The 15,928-nt window shown below is 62.4% G+C and carries 16 protein-coding genes; 10 read left to right on the top strand and 6 right to left on the bottom strand.

The annotated features are described in order from the left end of the window. Positions 1 to 208: 208 nt before the first annotated feature. Genes EGO55_RS00595 through EGO55_RS00575 form a run of 5 tightly spaced genes read right to left on the bottom strand, consistent with a single transcriptional unit; the run spans position 209 to position 4,312 of the window. Complete coding sequence (locus tag EGO55_RS00595; protein ID WP_021689038.1) at positions 209 to 1,390, bottom strand: CCA tRNA nucleotidyltransferase; 1,182 nt, start codon at positions 1,388 to 1,390, stop codon at positions 209 to 211. Beyond that, entirely contained in the window at positions 1,383 to 1,985 is a 603-nt protein-coding gene (locus tag EGO55_RS00590; protein WP_040715007.1) for an NUDIX hydrolase, read from the bottom strand. Before EGO55_RS00590 ends, EGO55_RS00595 begins: the two co-directional genes overlap by 8 nt. Further along, positions 1,982 to 2,527, bottom strand: coding sequence for a DUF1285 domain-containing protein (locus tag EGO55_RS00585; RefSeq protein ID WP_021689036.1), 546 nt, complete (start codon positions 2,525 to 2,527; stop codon positions 1,982 to 1,984). Before EGO55_RS00585 ends, EGO55_RS00590 begins: the two co-directional genes overlap by 4 nt. A gap of 27 nt (positions 2,528 to 2,554) precedes the next feature. Beyond that, a complete protein-coding gene (locus EGO55_RS00580) occupies positions 2,555 to 3,064 on the bottom strand; it encodes a GNAT family N-acetyltransferase (protein WP_021689035.1) in 510 nt (169 codons plus the stop codon). A 51-nt stretch (positions 3,065 to 3,115) separates the two neighbouring features. Further along, positions 3,116 to 4,312, bottom strand: a complete 1,197-nt coding sequence (locus tag EGO55_RS00575; RefSeq protein ID WP_021689034.1) for a PQQ-dependent sugar dehydrogenase — start codon at positions 4,310 to 4,312, stop codon at positions 3,116 to 3,118. A gap of 133 nt (positions 4,313 to 4,445) precedes the next feature. Between EGO55_RS00575 and EGO55_RS00570 the strand changes: the two genes are divergently transcribed. From EGO55_RS00570 to folP, 5 genes are all read left to right on the top strand, one after another. Next, positions 4,446 to 5,354, top strand: coding sequence for an oxidoreductase (locus tag EGO55_RS00570; protein WP_021689033.1), 909 nt, complete (start codon positions 4,446 to 4,448; stop codon positions 5,352 to 5,354). Between the two features lie 64 nt (positions 5,355 to 5,418). Next, positions 5,419 to 6,033: a ribonuclease HII gene (rnhB, locus tag EGO55_RS00565; protein ID WP_021689032.1), complete on the top strand. Its 615-nt coding sequence runs from the start codon at positions 5,419 to 5,421 to the stop codon at positions 6,031 to 6,033. Positions 6,034 to 6,128: 95 nt separating this feature from the next. Then, positions 6,129 to 7,706, top strand: a complete 1,578-nt coding sequence (locus tag EGO55_RS00560) for an ABC-F family ATP-binding cassette domain-containing protein (RefSeq protein ID WP_021689031.1) — start codon at positions 6,129 to 6,131, stop codon at positions 7,704 to 7,706. A gap of 215 nt (positions 7,707 to 7,921) precedes the next feature. Continuing rightward, positions 7,922 to 9,067, top strand: coding sequence for a site-specific DNA-methyltransferase (locus EGO55_RS00555; protein ID WP_021689030.1), 1,146 nt, complete (start codon positions 7,922 to 7,924; stop codon positions 9,065 to 9,067). 133 nt (positions 9,068 to 9,200) lie between these two features. Then, positions 9,201 to 10,313 carry a dihydropteroate synthase gene (folP, locus tag EGO55_RS00550; RefSeq protein WP_021689029.1) on the top strand — a complete coding sequence of 371 codons (1,113 nt, stop codon included), beginning with the start codon at positions 9,201 to 9,203 and terminating at the stop codon, positions 10,311 to 10,313. Positions 10,314 to 10,360: 47 nt separating this feature from the next. Here folP and EGO55_RS00545 read toward each other — a convergent pair whose 3' ends face one another. Further along, the gene (locus tag EGO55_RS00545) at positions 10,361 to 11,785 is read right to left on the bottom strand and encodes a sigma-54-dependent transcriptional regulator (RefSeq protein WP_021689028.1); all 1,425 of its coding nucleotides are present in this window, start codon (positions 11,783 to 11,785) and stop codon (positions 10,361 to 10,363) included. A 221-nt stretch (positions 11,786 to 12,006) separates the two neighbouring features. Here EGO55_RS00545 and EGO55_RS00540 point away from each other — a divergent pair, with 221 nt between their 5' ends. From EGO55_RS00540 to EGO55_RS00520, 5 genes are all read left to right on the top strand, one after another. After that, complete coding sequence (locus EGO55_RS00540; RefSeq protein ID WP_084619888.1) at positions 12,007 to 12,132, top strand: aa3-type cytochrome c oxidase subunit IV; 126 nt, start codon at positions 12,007 to 12,009, stop codon at positions 12,130 to 12,132. Continuing rightward, positions 12,132 to 13,265: an NAD(P) transhydrogenase subunit alpha gene (locus EGO55_RS00535; protein WP_040715006.1), complete on the top strand. Its 1,134-nt coding sequence runs from the start codon at positions 12,132 to 12,134 to the stop codon at positions 13,263 to 13,265. The genes EGO55_RS00540 and EGO55_RS00535 overlap by 1 nt, the downstream gene beginning before the upstream one ends. A gap of 14 nt (positions 13,266 to 13,279) precedes the next feature. Beyond that, complete coding sequence (locus EGO55_RS00530; protein WP_021689026.1) at positions 13,280 to 13,564, top strand: proton-translocating transhydrogenase family protein; 285 nt, start codon at positions 13,280 to 13,282, stop codon at positions 13,562 to 13,564. Further along, positions 13,564 to 15,024, top strand: a complete 1,461-nt coding sequence (locus tag EGO55_RS00525) for an NAD(P)(+) transhydrogenase (Re/Si-specific) subunit beta (RefSeq protein ID WP_021689025.1) — start codon at positions 13,564 to 13,566, stop codon at positions 15,022 to 15,024. The genes EGO55_RS00530 and EGO55_RS00525 overlap by 1 nt, the downstream gene beginning before the upstream one ends. A gap of 185 nt (positions 15,025 to 15,209) precedes the next feature. Next, the gene (locus EGO55_RS00520; protein ID WP_021689024.1) at positions 15,210 to 15,905 is read left to right on the top strand and encodes an aspartate/glutamate racemase family protein; all 696 of its coding nucleotides are present in this window, start codon (positions 15,210 to 15,212) and stop codon (positions 15,903 to 15,905) included. Positions 15,906 to 15,928 lie beyond the last annotated feature (23 nt).

Genomic DNA, 15,928 nt, shown 5'->3' with positions numbered 1-15,928 from the left:
ACATCCGCGCCAGCTTGCCACATCCTCCCGACGTAACCACGATGGGCCAACCGGAAGAGTGTACGCCTCACGCCCGCAAAGGGCTGACAGGGATCCCCGATGCGGGATGCCCTATGCCCCTGTAAAATGATCGAAAGCTTGAGCTGGTTCCAGTAGCTGGAGCCGTTCTTGCGGGCATCCAGCGCATTTGAGGGGCGATCCCCCGCATTCAATCGCGCTGGCCGAGGACCTCCGCAAGAATTTCCGCAACGCGATTCGCATCCGGGAAACCTTCGGCCAACCAGCGATTCTCGACCGTCCGTAGCGTACGTGCGACGAGCGGGCCTGCGGTTACCCCGGCGGCGACGACATCCCTGCCTTTGATCGGCAATTCGGGAATGGACCAGCCATGCAGGGCGGTAATCGGGTGCCCGGCGATCAGCAGACGATCCACTGCGGCTTCCATACCTTCGCGATAGGCCAGCATGCGGGGATGATCGGTATCGTCCGGTTTCCGTTCCGCGATAGAGGCCAGACGTTTGCGTTGCTTGCCCGACAGGCGCAGGCGTGCGGCCACGCTGTCCGCGATCGGTTCAGCGGCGGGGATCAGTGCGGCGAGGCGGCGCAGAGGATCAGGCGCGATGCCCGCGTTCCGCTCTGCGGCGATCAGTCGCTGCAGTGCCGCGATCTGCGGGGCATGCGTTTCCGGCAGGATGACGGGGAGTATGCCCAGCGCAAACATGCGCGCCACAGTGGATGAAGGATCGGGCAGCGCCAGCAGGTTAAGCAGTTCCATCGCCACGCGTTCGCGGCTCAGCCCTTTGAGCGTTTCGGCCAGTTCGGTGCAGGCCTGTTCCGCCTGCGGGTCAAGCTCGGCCCCGAACCGGGCCTGAAACCGGAAATAGCGCAGGATGCGCAAGTGATCTTCGCGGATGCGTTCCTGCGCATCGCCGATAAACCGCACGCGCCGCGCGGCGAGATCGGCAAGGCCATCATGGTAATCGAAAATGTCGCGCGTTACCGGATCGGCGTAGAGTGCGTTGATTGTGAAATCGCGGCGCGCGGCATCGTCGCGCCAGTCGCTGGCATAGGCCACAGTCGCGCGGCGGCCATCGGTGGATACATCATGCCGCAGCGTCGTGACTTCGACCGGTCCATCGGGCAGCAGAACCGTGACCGTGCCGTGGTCGATTCCGGTGGGAACGGTCCGCAATCCCGCTTTCTTCGCGCGGGCGATGACCTCGTTCGGCGGCAGGGTGGTGGCGCCATCGATATCCTTCACCGGAAGGTCGAGCAACGTATCGCGCACGGCGCCGCCCACCCAGCGCAGATTGCCGGGGCCAAGCGCGTCGACCAGCGCGGCCAGATCCTTGCGTCGCGTCCACGGCACAGCGGGCAGGCGCTCAGTCATAGGCCATATCCTTCCAGGCAATCCGTCTGGACAGGTTGGCGATGATCCCGGCTGTCACGCCCCAGATGCGGTGATCCTGCCACATGATTTCGGTGTAGCTGCGTTGCTTGCCGCCCCAAAAGCCATATTCGCGGTGATGGTTTGCCGTATCAAACACGAAATCCACCGGCGCTTCGAACCATTGCGCCACTTCCGTGGGGTTGGGGGTAATCTGGATGTCGGGGGGCACAATCGCGATTACCGGGGTAACGGCATAGCCTGATCCGGTGAGATAGACATCGCTTTCCCCGATGATCGTGACATCGCGATCCCGAATGCCCAGTTCTTCCCATGCCTCGCGCAGCGCCGCTTCGACCGGGGTTTCGTCGCCATCGATCTTGCCGCCGGGAAAGGCGACCTGGCCGGGGTGCGCGCGCATCGTGCTAGGGCGGTGAATGAACAGGAACCCGGGGCGTTCCCGCTCTGTTATCGCGGCAAGAACGGCGGCGGGGCGATAGTCCCCGCTGGTGAACACGCCGCTTTCATCGCGCAGGTCGGTATCGGTTGCGTGGCCAGCGGTGTGCAGGCGGCGCAGACGTTCGGCCATCGTGCTCATGCCGGCACCAGTGAAAAGCGCGCACCGGTGCTGATGACAGAGAGATCGTCACTGGCGAGAGCCAGTTCGACAAGCTGGGCATAAGTGCTGCGGTTCAGGCGGGCTTCCGTGCCGTGGCGGACGGCGAGATAGAGTGCGGGCGTATCCGCATCGCCACGGGCGATAATCGGATGATCCGGCCCGGCGACAATGATGTCGTCGGTATTCAGGCGAAAGGCCAGCGCCCCATCCTGTTGCACCAGATCGGTCGCGATGAAGGCGGCATCGTCCACTGCGATGGCTTGCTTTTCCTGTGGCGTCACCAGCCAGTGTTGGCCATCGCCGTCACGCCAGAGAAGCGAGGAAAAGGCCCGTATCATGGCTGGCCGGGTAATTTCGCCGCCATCATGGAACCAGCGCCCGTCCGCCGTGATCTGCATCAGGCTGTCGGCAACTTGCGTTGGGCGCCATTGATCCACAGGCGGCAGATCGCGGGCCTGCGCCAGTGCGGCAATGTCTTCCAGCGACAGCGTGGCGAGATCGGGGGGCGGTTCGTAAGGCATCGTGTTCCCACCCGATGCCAGACTTGTTCAGCCGCGCCAAGGCCCCAGCGTGCCTTCGCGGGGCAACACGGCGGTTTGTGCGCAGCGGACCAGAAGGCGTTTGTGATCCACCGGCCCGGGCACTTGCCAGTGCTGCGTGGGGGCGGCGGTAAAGCCGAAGAAACGACCGTAATATTCCTCGTCGCCGATCATCACCAGCGGCAAGGGCGCGCGATTATCAAGCGCACCGATCAGCGCAAGAACCAGCGCCTTGCCATAGCCTTCGCCCTGCCTTTCGGGGACGACGGCAACCGGGCCGACCATAACCATCGGATGCTGGCGGCCCGCCGGATCGACAAGCGCCACGGGCCACGACTGGATCGTCCCGACCAGATAGCCGTCCTCGTCCACGGCCGCGAAGCTGAGGCCGGGCAGCCACTCCATCCCTTCGCGAATGCGATAGGCGGTGCGTGTCTGTCGGCCCGGCTCGAATGCGCGATCAAGCAGGTCCTCGATCAGTGCGGGATCGATATCGGCAAGGGGAATCAGGTCAGCCATGGAACGCGCGCGGATAGGATCGCACGCTGCCAATGTCGATGATTTTCGATGTTACGGCCGGGGCGTTAGCCTGAGCAGCCGCGCGTCCTTGCCATCTTCGGCAACCCACAGCGCGCCGTCCGGCGCCTCTGCGATCGCCCGCAGCCTTTTGCCGAAATCGTAGCGCGCTTGTTCGGAGGCCCGCGTGCCGTCGATGGTCACGCGTACCAGCGCCTTGCTTTCCAGCCCCGGGATCAGGGCATTGCCCTTCCATTGGGGAAATAGCGCGCCCGCATAAAACAGGAAGTCACCCGGCGCGATCACCGGTGTCCAACTGATGGCAGGCGCCGCAAATTCGGGGCGCGTGGCGTGATCGGGGATGGGCTTCCCGTCATAATGATTGCCATTCGACACCACAGGCCAGCCGTAATTCTTGCCCGGTTCCACCAGATTCAGTTCGTCGCCACCGGCAGGCCCGTGTTCGAGATCCCATAGCCGCCCCTGCGCATCGAAGCGCAGGCCCAGAATATTGCGATGACCGTATGACCAGATCGCGGGATCGGCGTTCTTATGCGTGGCGAAAGGATTATCAGCCGCCGCTTTCCCGTCCGGCGTCAGGCGCACGATGGTGCCAAGCGTATTGGACAGGTCTTGCGCCGGGGTCATCTTCTGGCGATCGCCCGATGCGATGAACAGATATTTGCCGTCGGGCGAAAACGTCAGGCGATGGGAATAGTGGCCCCTGCCGCTGACTTTGGGGGTTTGCCGCCAGATCACCGTCAGATTGCCGATCGTGCAATCCCCGTTTGCCGCGCAGGTCAATGTGCCTTTGCCCACTACGGCCCCACGTGTGTCGCCTGCGCCTTGTTCCGCCCAGCTCAGGTAGATCGTGCGCGGTGTCAGCGCATCGGCGGCTTCCGATGCGAGAAAGGCGACATCGCCCAGTCCGCCTTGCCCGCCATAGGCCACTTTCGGCGCGCCGGTTACTGCCAGCCTGCGCCCGGTCGCCGTATCGTAACCGGCGATTGTCCCGGCCTTTTCCGTCACGATCAGCAAGCTGGTACCGGGCAGGAAGGTCATTGCCCAGGGTTCATCGAAGGTGCCATGCGGTTCGATGGCAAACGCCTTGTCCGCTTGCGATGCGGGGGCGCCGGCTTCGGCTGTCGGTTCCGCAGCTTGGGCACGGCTGTCCTCGCCCCGCTCCACCCCGCAGGCGGCAAGAACAACGGTGAGGGAGAAAAGGGCGAGCTTGCAATGCGGACGCTTCATATCCCGATCAATGCACAGACGCGCGTAAGGGTCCAGTACGACGCGATTTTTCAATCCATGGAGACAATTTGCGCAGGCGTGGTAGGGATGGGCCCAGCCGCCAGACAGAGGCAGGCAGGGGGAGCTTCGTACTATGGCGTTCAGCGACGCAGACGTGCCGTCACAACAGGGCAAGTGTTTCATGGTTACCGGTGCGAATGCCGGTCTGGGATTTTCCGCTTCCTCGGTGCTGGCCGCGCGCGGTGCCCGCGTCATCATGGCCTGCCGTAACGAGGAAAAGGCGCTGGCTGCCATGGATCGCATTCGCGCGGTGACGCCCGGCGCGGACCTTGCTTTCCTGCGGCTCGATCAGGCCGATCTCGCCTCTGTGCGGGCCGCGGCAGAGCAGGCGAGCGCGGAACCGCGCATCGATGTGCTGGTGAACAATGCGGGGGTCATGTACCCGCCGTTGATCCGCACGGCGCAGGGTTTCGAACCGCAATTCGGGGTCAACCATCTCGGCACATTTGCGCTGACGGCGCTGCTGCTGCCGAAACTGGCAGAAACGCCCGGCGCCCGGGTCGTGGTGACAGGCAGTCTGGCGCACCGTTTCGGCCGCATCGACTGGGATGATCTCGACGCGCACAAGAGTTACCGGACGGCGCAGCGCTATGCCGATAGCAAACTGGCGAACCTGCTGTTCCTGTTCGAACTGGATAAACGGTTGCGGGCGGCCGGATCGCCGGTTTCCGCAATCGGTTGCCATCCGGGTGTGGCGGCGACCGAACTTGGCCGTCATTCCGGGATAACGAATTTTTTCTTTAAGTATTTTAGCTGGATGTTGAACACATCTGCGATGGGTTCTTATCCCACGTTACAGGCGGCCACCGATCCTGCTGCCGTGCCCGGTGCCTATTACGGGCCACAGGGGATGGGCGAAATGCGCGGGCAATCCGGCCCGGCGAAACGCAAAAATACTGCGTTGGATGCTGCGGCTGCCAGCCGCCTGTGGGATGTTTCGATCGAGAAGACCGGGATCGATCCGGGGCTTGCCCCCGGTTGATCCGGGCGGGGATAGCGCGCGCCTATGCCTTGCCTGAAAAGCGGATTGGCGCGATCAAAAGCCCATGAACAGACGGACAGCGATTATCCGGCATAGCGCCATCGCCGGGGTGGACGAAGCGGGCCGGGGCCCGCTGGCCGGGCCGGTGGTGGCCGCCGCCGTCATTCTGGGCCATGATGCCCCTGCCGGGCTGGACGATTCCAAGAAACTCTCCGCCGCGCGGCGAGCCCGTCTGGAACCGGCGATCAAGGACAGCTGCCATTGGGCGCTGGGTATCGCAGACGTGGACGAAATCGACCGGATCAATATTTTCGCGGCAACCATGCTGGCGATGACCCGCGCAATGGAAGGCTTGTGCGCCGCGCTGCAAGGCGATCCGGCAGACGTGTTGATCGATGGCAATCTCACCCCGGCCGGGCGTTGCGAGGGCTGGCGCTGGCCGGCACGCGCGCTGGTGGGCGGGGATGGGCTGGAACCGTGTATTTCGGCGGCGTCGATCCTTGCCAAGGAACATCGGGATCGGCTGATGCGCGAGGCGGCGCAGCGGCACCCGCACTATGGCTGGGAACGCAATATGGGCTATGGCACGAAAGAACATCTGGCCGCCTTGCGGACCCATGGTCCAACGCCCCTGCATCGCCGCAGTTTTGCCCCGGTGGCGCAACTTGTCCTTTTGTGATAGGGGCGAATTCGTAACGAATGCAAAGGAGTGCCGCATCATGATCAACAGCCTGGAAATCCGACCGATGATCCACGCTGTTTCCATGGTGCCCTATGCCTGCATTTCTCACCTTCGACCGCATTGCCGCCACGCGGCCTGACGGAACCCCGCTTTTTTCCGGACTGACGCTCGCCCTCGGGCGCGAACGCGTGGGCCTTGTCGGCCGTAACGGGTCTGGCAAATCGACACTGCTTGCCATCGCCGCGGGGCTGCGCGAACCCGCCAATGGCACTGTAACCCGTGAAGGCGGTATCGGGCTGCTGGAACAGGTGCAGCCGGAACAGGGCACGGTTGCCCGCGCCCTTGGTGTGGGACCCGTGCTGCAGGCCATGGCCCGGCTGGAGGCGGGGCATGGCACGGCTGAGGATGCGGCCATTGCCGAATGGGATTTGCCCGATAGGCTCGCGCTGGCGTTGGAGGAAGTCGGTCTTCCGGGACTTGGGCTCGATCGCGATGTTGCCAGTCTGAGCGGTGGGGAACGGACGCGGCTGGGGCTTGCCGCCGTGCTCTTAAAGCAGCCGGATGTGCTGTTGCTGGATGAACCGACCAACAATCTGGATCAGGCCGGGCGGGAAGCGATCCGGGCATTGCTGCAACGCTGGCACGGCGGCGCGCTGGTTGTCAGCCATGATCGCGCGTTGCTGGACGATATGGACCGGATTGTGGCGCTGAGCCCGGTCGGGGTCACCGTGCATGGCGGGGGTTGGACCAGCTTTGTTGCTGCGCGCGATGCCGCGCGGGCTTTGGCTGAGGGGGAACTCGATCAGGCGAAACGCAGCGCCGGGCAACAGGCGCGATCCGCGCAGAAACAGGCGGAAAAGCAGGCGCGCCGCGACAAGGCCGGGCGGGCGACGAAAGCGCGGGGCGATCTGCCGCGCATATTGCTGGGCAAGATGCAGCAGCAGGCCGAGGCCACGGCCGCGGGCAATCGCGTATTGGCTGAAAAGCAGGCGCAAGAGGTGCGCGAACGGCTGGATGCGGCACGGCAGCAGGTCGAAGTCGTGACCCCGCTGACCATCACCCTGCCGCCCAGTCACCTGCCTGCGAACCGCACGGTTCTGGCGCTGGAGCAGGTCATGGTGGCGCATGACGGACGCCATGTCGCAGGGCCGGTGTCGTTGACGATTACCGGGCCGGAACGCGTGGCACTGCGCGGGGCCAATGGCAGCGGCAAGACCAGTCTCCTGCGTGTGGCAATGGGCACGGTCGAACCCGCCGGAGGCGTGGTGCGGCGCGCGGAAGGGGGCATTGCGATGCTTGACCAGCATGTCTCGCTGCTCGTTTCGAACCGGACACTGGTTGAGAATATTAGGGATTATCACCCTGAAATATCAGAACAACAGGCCTATGAAATTCTGGCGCGCTTCGCCTTTCGCAACCGCGAGGCGCAACGGCTTGCCGGCACGCTTAGCGGGGGGGAGCGTCTGCGCGCCGGGCTGGCCATGGTGTTCTCCGGTCCGCACGTGCCGCAAGTGCTGGTTCTCGACGAACCGACCAACCATCTCGATGTCGATGCGATCGAGGAGCTTGAACACGCGTTGGCGGGGTATGACGGGGCGCTGATTGTGGTCAGCCACGATAGGAATTTCCTTTCCGCGATCGGAATTGATCGTGAAATCGTGCTCGGATAAAAATTTTTTGCCCCGAGAGTCCCGATGGCCACACCCCCATATATCGAGTCATCGCACTTGCCGGTGACTCCACATCCTGTGCCGGACTCGTTGTGTTCTCATCGTGGCAAGCTCGGTTTAACCATGTTGTGCAAGGATGTCGGGGCGATACGCGCTTGACGCAGACTCCGTGAAGACTCACCCTAAGGTCAACCAAGGGGGTTCAAATACGGTTTATGGTACAGGTACTGACAAAGGTTCGCGCGCCGGCGCGCGCAGAACCCGGCAAGGCGCGGATTGCGCCCAAAACGGAACTGCCGCTGGGGCAGATCCTTGCCGGTGATTGCGTGGAAGCGATGCGTTCACTGCCGGATAATTGCGTTGACCTGATTTTTGCCGATCCGCCGTACAATCTGCAGCTTGGCGGTGATCTCAATCGCCCGGATGGCAGCCATGTCGATGCCGTGACGGACGACTGGGATCGGTTCGACAGCTTCGCCACTTACGATCGTTTCACGCGCGACTGGCTGACCGAAGCGCGGCGTATCCTTAAGCCGGATGGCGCGCTGTGGGTTATCGGATCGTATCACAATATCTTCCGCGTTGGCGCGATCCTCCAGGATCTGGGGTTCTGGATTCTCAACGATATCGTCTGGCGCAAATCCAATCCGATGCCAAATTTCCGCGGTACGCGTTTTACCAACGCGCACGAAACGCTGATCTGGGCCAGCCAGGGCGAAAAGGCGAAATATCATTTCAATTACCGCGCGATGAAGACGCTCAATGACGAACTGCAAATGCGGTCGGATTGGGTGATCCCCATTTGCGGCGGTCAGGAACGGCTGAAAAAGGGCGGGCACAAAGTGCATCCGACGCAGAAGCCGGAAGCGCTGTTGTATCGCGTTATGCTGGCGACCACCGAAAAGGGCGACGTCGTACTAGACCCGTTCTTCGGTACGGGGACGACCGGGGCCGTGGCGAAGCGTCTGGGACGCGACTGGATCGGTTGCGAACGGGAAACCGGTTATCGTGACGCTGCACTCGAACGGATCGAAATGGCGCTGCCGCTGGACGAAAGCGCGCTGACCACGATGCAAAGCCGGAAAGACGCGCCGCGCGTTGCTTTCGGTGCATTGGTCGAAGCGGGGCTGATCGCGCCGGGCACGCAACTGTTCGACAAGCAACGTCGCTGGACGGCGACGGTTCGGGCCGACGGATCGCTGGAAAGCGGCAAGGAAATCGGTTCGATCCATGGTGTCGGCAAAGTGCTGCAGGGCGCGCCGAGCTGCAATGGCTGGACATTCTGGCAGATCACGCACGAAGGCGCGGACAAGCCACTTGATGCATTGCGTCAATTATATCTTCTAAGTGTTGAAGATTGATAGATTTCAGCTTGAGGGAGGGCGGGGCGATCTGGAATGCTGCGGTATTCCAGATCGCCTTTGTCGGCTTTCAGGATAGAGACGTTTTTTGGCATAATGGCGTTGCGATGAACGCTGATAGGCAGGCGGATTGATGGCCCGACAACTTTACATCCGTCCGATCGGCCTTTGCGCCAGCCCGCAGAGCGAGGAAGGCGAAGCGATCCGGCTGGGCGGTGGGATGGTCTATGCGCACCGTTTCGCCCTTATCCAGCGCGAAGCGGGCAAAGTGGTGGCGCGTGAACGCGTGTCCGTGTCGGGTATGGATGCGGCGCTGGCCCGTTTGCCCGCCGATCTGGTGGAACAAGGTCTGGCGCAATGGGCGGGACTGCGCGCGAGCCATGCCCCGTTGCAATGCGGCCCGCGCACGATCCGGCTGGATCAGCCGCAGATCATGGGCATTCTCAATGTCACGCCTGACAGTTTTTCCGATGGTGGCAAGTTTCTGGATGATCCGGAAGAAGCGCGGCGCCATGCCGGGGCCATGCTCGAAGGCGGGGCGGCGCTGGTCGATGTCGGCGGGGAAAGCACGCGCCCCGGCGCACCGGCGGTGTGGGAAGGGGACGAACTGAAGCGCGTCATCCCCGCCATCGAAAGCCTGTCGGCGATGGGGGCGGCCATCAGTGTCGACACGCGCCGCGTGGGCGTGATGGAGGCGGCGCTGAATGCCGGGGCGCATATCATCAACGATGTATCGGCCCTGCGGCACGATCCGCGCGCGCTGGAATTCGCCGCGGGCAGCGGGGTGCCGGTGATCCTAATGCATGCGCCCGGAGAAGGCGATGATCTGCACAGCAACGAGCATTACGTTAATCCCGCGCTCGACGTGTTCGATTGGCTGCGTGACCGGCGTGACGCCGCGATCGCCGCCGGAATCCCGCGCGAACGCATCGTGCTCGATCCCGGTATCGGGTTCGGCAAATCGCTCACGCACAGCCTCGCCATTATCAATGCCCTGCCGCTTTACCATGCGCTTGGGCAGCCCTTGCTGCTGGGGGCCAGTCGCAAGCGGCTCGTCGGGGCTCTTTCCAACGAAGCCCCCGCGCATAAGCGTCTAGGCGGGTCGCTGGCCGTGGCGCTGCACGGGATGAACGCCGGAATCCAGCTGTTGCGGGTACACGACGTGCCCGAAACGGTTCAGGCGCGGGATATCTGGCGTGGTTTGCGCGACAGCGCCCTGACGGATTTCAGCGAACTGACAGACTGACAGACTGACAGACTGACAAGCTGGGGCGGGCGGCGCCTCACGTGGCGTCAGGCGGCGTTGGAGCCTTCGATCCCGAGATCGCCAAGCTTGCGATACAGCGTGGAGCGGCCGATGCCGAGCCTGCGGGCGACTTCGCTCATCCGGCCCCGGTAATGGCCGATAGCGAGCCGGATCACATCGGCTTCGATTTCTTCGAGCAGCCGCAGATTGCCGTCTTCGGTGTAAAGCTGGATGCCGACGCCATCCTGAACCGGGCTGGACACGATTTGCGCATCGCCCAGCATTTCCGAAAGCTGCGGGAAATCCTGTGCGGTCAGGGCATCGCCATCGCAGAAAACGGCAGCGCGAAACAGGGTGGCCTGCAACTGACGGACGTTGCCGGGCCAGTCATAGGCTGCCAGCAGTGCCAGTGCGCCATCGGTTACGCCAAGCGGGCGCAGGCCTGGCTGTTCGCCGATATGATGCAGGAAATAGCGGGCCAGAGCAGGAATATCGCCCGGGCGGCTGCGTAAGGGTGGCATGGTGATTTGGGTGGTGGACAGGGCGTCGTACAGATCTTCGCGAAACACGCCGCCCGCAACCAGGTCTTCCAGCGGCCAGTTGCTGGCAGCGATAACCCTGACATCGATCCGGAAGCGGTGGTTGGCGCCGATCGGGCGCACTTGTCGGGATTGCAGGGCTTCGGCCAGCCGGTCCTGCGCCATCGGGGGCAGGCGGTCGATTTCGTCGAGCACCAGCGTGCCGCCGTCGCAATGCTGCATGGCGCCGATCTGTCGATCGAATGCGCCGGGAAACGCGCCTTTTTCATGGCCGAACAGCACGGATTCGATAGAATTGACCGGCACGCTGCCGATATTCACGATGCGCAGTTGCGTTTTGGCACGCGGGCTGGCGGCGTGCATCGCACGGACGAGCATTTCCTTGCCCGTGCCGCTTTCGCCTTCGATCAGCACACTGCCGTGGCCGCGTGCCGTCTTGGCAGCCTTGGCGAGCGCTGCCCGAAAACCGGGGTTCGTGCCGATCATCGCATCGAAATCGAGCGTGGCGGCGATTTTTTCCGTCAGCGGCTGCAATTCGTCGCGCGGGGCTTCCCGTGTGGTCGCGCTGCGCAGGGCCAGCATGAGGCGATCGGGCGAGACGGGTTTGACCAGATAATCGGTGGCGCCTGCACGCATCGCTTCCACCGCGAGCAAGGGGCTGGCGCTGGTGGTGAGCATGAGAATGGGCAGTGCGGGACGGCGGGCCTTGAGTTCGGCGATCAGCGCACAGGCATCATCGCCGGGCACCCACTGGTCGAGGATGATTGCGCCCAATTGCATGCCCTGGCGTGTGCCGAGCGTGGCAATGGCGCTTTCCGAATCGCGCACGATCAGCGTGCGCCAGCCTTCGCGTGCGGCAAGCGCGCTGATCAACCGGCTTTGCGCCGGTTCATCGTCGATCAGCATCAACAGTCGCTCAGTGCTCTCGCTCATGACCCTATCTGTCTCTTATTGGTACGATCATGGCAATAAGCTGTGTGTGTAAAGACCTGATTAAGTCCTGCGCGTGGCGACGGAAATTGTCCGCGAAGTCTGTCAACTCCCCAAATATCGCTGGAATCCGTAAATGCGAGCCTTGACGACAGGCCGGGGGAAGCTAGAGCAGGCCCCATTGGCCACAGATATGGCCGTTTTTCAAATGGGGAAGGCGAATTATGGCTTCTGGCAATGACATGAAGGCTGCTCAACGGTCCTACGACAACTTCATCACCATGGTGAAATGGGCAACGCCGATCTGCGCCCTGATCGCGTTGCTGGTTGTGGTCCTGATCTCGAGCTGATGACAGCATCGACGAGGATTGCGGTTCTCAAGGAACGAGCCGCAGGAGAGACGCGCGTATCCGCAACCCCCGAAACGGTGAAGAAATTCATCGCGCTGGGTGCGGTCGTGGCGGTCGAACAAGGCGCCGGAGACGGTGCGTCCATCAGTGATGAGGCCTATCGCGAAGCCGGTGCCGCAGTCGGACCGCTCGAAACGGTGGTGAAAGACGCGGATATCGTATTTGGGGTGCAAGGCCCCGATGCCGCGCTGCTGGCCGGTGCGAAACCCGGGGTGTGGCTGACCGCCGCGCTTGATCCTTTCGTCAAGCGGGAGCGTGTCGATGCCTATGCGGCCGCCGGGGTCGAGGCTTTGTCGCTCGAATTCATGCCGCGCATCACCCGCGCACAGTCGATGGATATCCTCTCCAGCCAGTCGAACCTGGCCGGTTACAAGGCGGTTCTGGCTGCAGCCGATGCATTCGGCCGCGCGTTCCCGATGATGATGACGGCGGCGGGTACGATTACGGCCGCGCGGGCGTTCATCATGGGTGTCGGTGTTGCGGGCCTTCAGGCCATTGCCACGGCTCGTCGCCTCGGTGCACAGGTTTCCGCAACGGACGTGCGGTCCGCCACCAGGGAACAGATCCAGTCGCTTGGCGCCAAGCCGATCTTCGTGGAAAGCGTGGCGGGGATCGAAGGCGAAGGTGCGGGTGGCTATGCCACCGAAATGTCCGAAGAATATCAGAAGGCCCAGGCCGAACTGGTCTCTTCGCACATTGCCAAGCAGGACATCGTGATCACCACGGCATTGATCCCGGGCCGCGCCGCGCCGCGCCTGATTACCGATGCCCAGATCGCGACCATGCGTCCCGGCAGCGTGATTTTCGATCTGGCCGTTGCACAAGGCGGGAACGTTGAAGGTTCGGTCGCCGATCAGGTGGTTGTGAAGCATGGTGTGAAAATCATCGGCTATTCCAACACCCCGGCGCATCTGGCGTCTGATGCATCCGCGCTGTTTGCGCGCAATCTCTACAACTTCCTGTCCGCTTTCTGGGACAAGGAGGCGGGCAAGCCTGTGCTGGACGAAGAAATCGGCAATGCCGTGCGCCTCACGCAAGGCGGCAAGGTCGTGAACGAACGGCTGCTTGGGTGAGAAGGAACTGAACCATGGATTTCATTGGTATCCTTTCGATCTTCGTGCTGGCCTGCTTCGTGGGCTATTACGTGGTCTGGTCGGTGACGCCGGCTCTGCACACGCCCCTGATGGCGGTGACCAACGCCATTTCGTCCGTCATTATCGTCGGCGCGCTGATCGCTTCAGCCTCGTCCGGCTCTGAAGGCGGCATGTGGCTGGGCCTTGGCGCGGTTGTTCTCGCCAGCATCAACATCTTCGGCGGCTTCGCCGTGACCGAACGCATGCTTGCCATGTACAAGAAGAAGGAGCGCAAGTGATGCCGCATGCCGCTCCTCCAGCATGGGTCATGCTGGCCTATCTCATATCGGGCATCTGCTTCATTCTCGCGTTGCGCGGGCTGAGTTCGCCTGCGACGTCGCGGCGGGGCAATCGGCTTGGCATTTTCGGTATGGCGCTGGCTGTGCTGACGACGCTGTTGATCAACGCGCCGGTGCCCGATGGCACATTCCTGCCGCAACCCACGCCCGATGATCTGATCACGCTGGTTCGCATTCTTGCGGCCGTGGCGATCGGCGGTGCGATCGGCTTCTTTATCGCGCGCAAGATCGCGATGACCGATATGCCGCAGCTTGTCGCGGCGTTTCACAGCCTGGTCGGTCTCGCCGCCGTGCTGGTGGGTCTTGCTGCCTATCTGAACCCGATCGCGTTCGGCATTGCCGGGCCTGATGGCCTCATTCACGTGCAGAGCCGGGTAGAAATGGGGCTGGGTATCGCCATCGGTGCGATCACCTTCTCCGGTTCGGTTATCGCGTTCCTCAAGCTTGCCGGCAAGATGAGCGGCGCGCCGATCATGCTGCCCGGACGGCATGTGATCAATCTCGGCACGCTGGCCGCTATTCTCGCGCTGGTGGGGTATTTCACCCAGGATCAGAGCCTGTGGGTGATCGTGGCGATCACCGCGCTGTCGTTCATCATCGGCTTCCTGCTGATCATTCCCATCGGCGGCGCGGATATGCCGGTGGTCGTCTCCATGCTGAACTCCTATTCGGGCTGGGCTGCGGCGGCGATGGGCTTCACGCTCCACAACACGGCCATGATCATCACCGGCGCGCTGGTGGGTTCGTCGGGCGCGATCCTTTCGTACATCATGTGCAAGGCCATGAACCGCAGTTTTGTTTCGGTGATTGCGGGTGGTTTCGGCGCGAATGACAGCGGCGGTGGCGGTGATGGCACCAAGGTTGACCGTCCGTGGAAGCGGGGTAGCGCCGAAGACGCGGCCTTCCTGATGAAGGAAGCCAATCAGGTCATCATCATTCCGGGTTACGGTATGGCGGTGGCGCAGGCGCAGCATGTGCTGCGCGAAATGGGCGATCTCCTAAAGGAAGCGGGCGTGACGGTGAAGTACGCCATTCACCCCGTTGCAGGCCGTATGCCGGGGCACATGAACGTGCTCCTTGCCGAAGCGAACGTTCCTTATGACGAGGTGTTCGAACTGGAAGATATCAACGGCGAATTCGCGCAGACCGATGTGGCCTTCATTATCGGCGCGAACGACGTGGTCAATCCGGCGGCCAAAACGGACAAGAGCAGCCCGATCTATGGGATGCCCGTGTTCGATGTCGACAAGGCGAAGACGATTTTCTTCGTCAAGCGGTCGATGGGCGGCGTGGGTTATTCCGGGGTCGATAACGACGTCTTCTATATGGACCAGACGATGATGTTGCTGGCCGATGCCAAGAAGATGGTTGAAGAAATCAACAAGGCGCTGCAGCACTGATTTGCAGAGCGATTGCCCCGATTTCGGAAGGCGGTCTTGCGAATGCGAGGCCGCCTTTTTCGTTTTTCGGTGAATGGTTGGCGCATCCGTTTGACGCTGGGGGGCGGTCCGTGGCAATGTTTCGCAATCGGCATTGGGCGGTCTGTCGCCTGTTTGCTCCCTGGGCATAATTGGGAATCACTGCTTTGCGTAAACTCGGCCTGATTGGCGGGATGAGCTGGGTCTCGACCCGTACTTATTACGAACATATCAACCGCATTATTCAGGCGCGCCGGAATCCTCATGCCAGTGCGCCGATGTTGCTGGAAAATCTGGATTTCACCGATCTGTGCGGTCTTAGCAGCGATGAAGACTGGGATCGTGCCGCCGACATTCTGATTGCATCTGCCCAGCGTCTCGAAACGGCGGGTGCAACGGCTTTGCTGATCGGCGCCAATTCCATGCACAAGGTCTATGACCGGATCGCCGGTGCGGTGCAGATTCCCGTGCTGCATATCGCGGAATGCGTGGGCGAGCGCATGGCCAAGGATGGCGTGAAGAACGCAGCCTTGCTCGGGACCAGCAATGTCATGACCGAAAGCTTCTATCGCCAGCGGCTCGTTGCGCATGGGGTGGACCTGTTGCCGCCGGACCCCAAGGTGATCGAGACGCTGGACCGCATCATCTATAACCAACTCACTTGCGGCAAGGTGACGCGCGATGCCGAACGGACGTTGAAGACGATCATCACGGTGAAGGAACAGGAAGGCGCGCGGGCAATCGTTCTGGCGGCGACGGAACTGGAACTGATCGTTGATGTGGATGCCAATGTCCTGCCGATCTACGATTGCACCCGCATCCATGCAGAGAAAGGCGCCGCCTGGATTCTGGGTGACGATTGATGGGGTGGGAGATCCGTTGAAGC

Source organism: Caenibius tardaugens NBRC 16725 (assembly GCF_003860345.1).
GTDB lineage: Bacteria > Pseudomonadota > Alphaproteobacteria > Sphingomonadales > Sphingomonadaceae > Caenibius > Caenibius tardaugens.
The sequence above is the reverse complement of the archived record's forward strand: the minus strand, read 5'-3'. Positions and strand labels throughout refer to the sequence as shown.

Bases quoted from the DNA above. Each gene is read 5' to 3' on its own strand.
- EGO55_RS00540 (WP_084619888.1), top strand. From the start codon at position 12,007: ATGGCTTCTGGCAATGACATGAAGGCTGCTCAACGGTCCTACGACAAC.
- folP (WP_021689029.1), top strand. From the start codon at position 9,201: ATGGCCCGACAACTTTACATCCGTCCGATCGGCCTTTGCGCCAGCCCG.
- EGO55_RS00590 (WP_040715007.1), bottom strand. From the start codon at position 1,985: ATGAGCACGATGGCCGAACGTCTGCGCCGCCTGCACACCGCTGGCCAC.
- EGO55_RS00580 (WP_021689035.1), bottom strand. From the start codon at position 3,064: ATGGCTGACCTGATTCCCCTTGCCGATATCGATCCCGCACTGATCGAG.
- EGO55_RS00595 (WP_021689038.1), bottom strand. From the start codon at position 1,390: ATGACTGAGCGCCTGCCCGCTGTGCCGTGGACGCGACGCAAGGATCTG.
- EGO55_RS00585 (WP_021689036.1), bottom strand. From the start codon at position 2,527: ATGCCTTACGAACCGCCCCCCGATCTCGCCACGCTGTCGCTGGAAGAC.
- EGO55_RS00530 (WP_021689026.1), top strand. From the start codon at position 13,280: ATGGATTTCATTGGTATCCTTTCGATCTTCGTGCTGGCCTGCTTCGTG.
- EGO55_RS00570 (WP_021689033.1), top strand. From the start codon at position 4,446: ATGGCGTTCAGCGACGCAGACGTGCCGTCACAACAGGGCAAGTGTTTC.
- EGO55_RS00545 (WP_021689028.1), bottom strand. From the start codon at position 11,785: ATGAGCGAGAGCACTGAGCGACTGTTGATGCTGATCGACGATGAACCG.
- EGO55_RS00555 (WP_021689030.1), top strand. From the start codon at position 7,922: ATGGTACAGGTACTGACAAAGGTTCGCGCGCCGGCGCGCGCAGAACCC.
- EGO55_RS00575 (WP_021689034.1), bottom strand. From the start codon at position 4,312: ATGAAGCGTCCGCATTGCAAGCTCGCCCTTTTCTCCCTCACCGTTGTT.
- EGO55_RS00560 (WP_021689031.1), top strand. From the start codon at position 6,129: ATGCCTGCATTTCTCACCTTCGACCGCATTGCCGCCACGCGGCCTGAC.
- EGO55_RS00535 (WP_040715006.1), top strand. From the start codon at position 12,132: ATGACAGCATCGACGAGGATTGCGGTTCTCAAGGAACGAGCCGCAGGA.
- EGO55_RS00525 (WP_021689025.1), top strand. From the start codon at position 13,564: ATGCCGCATGCCGCTCCTCCAGCATGGGTCATGCTGGCCTATCTCATA.
- rnhB (WP_021689032.1), top strand. From the start codon at position 5,419: ATGAACAGACGGACAGCGATTATCCGGCATAGCGCCATCGCCGGGGTG.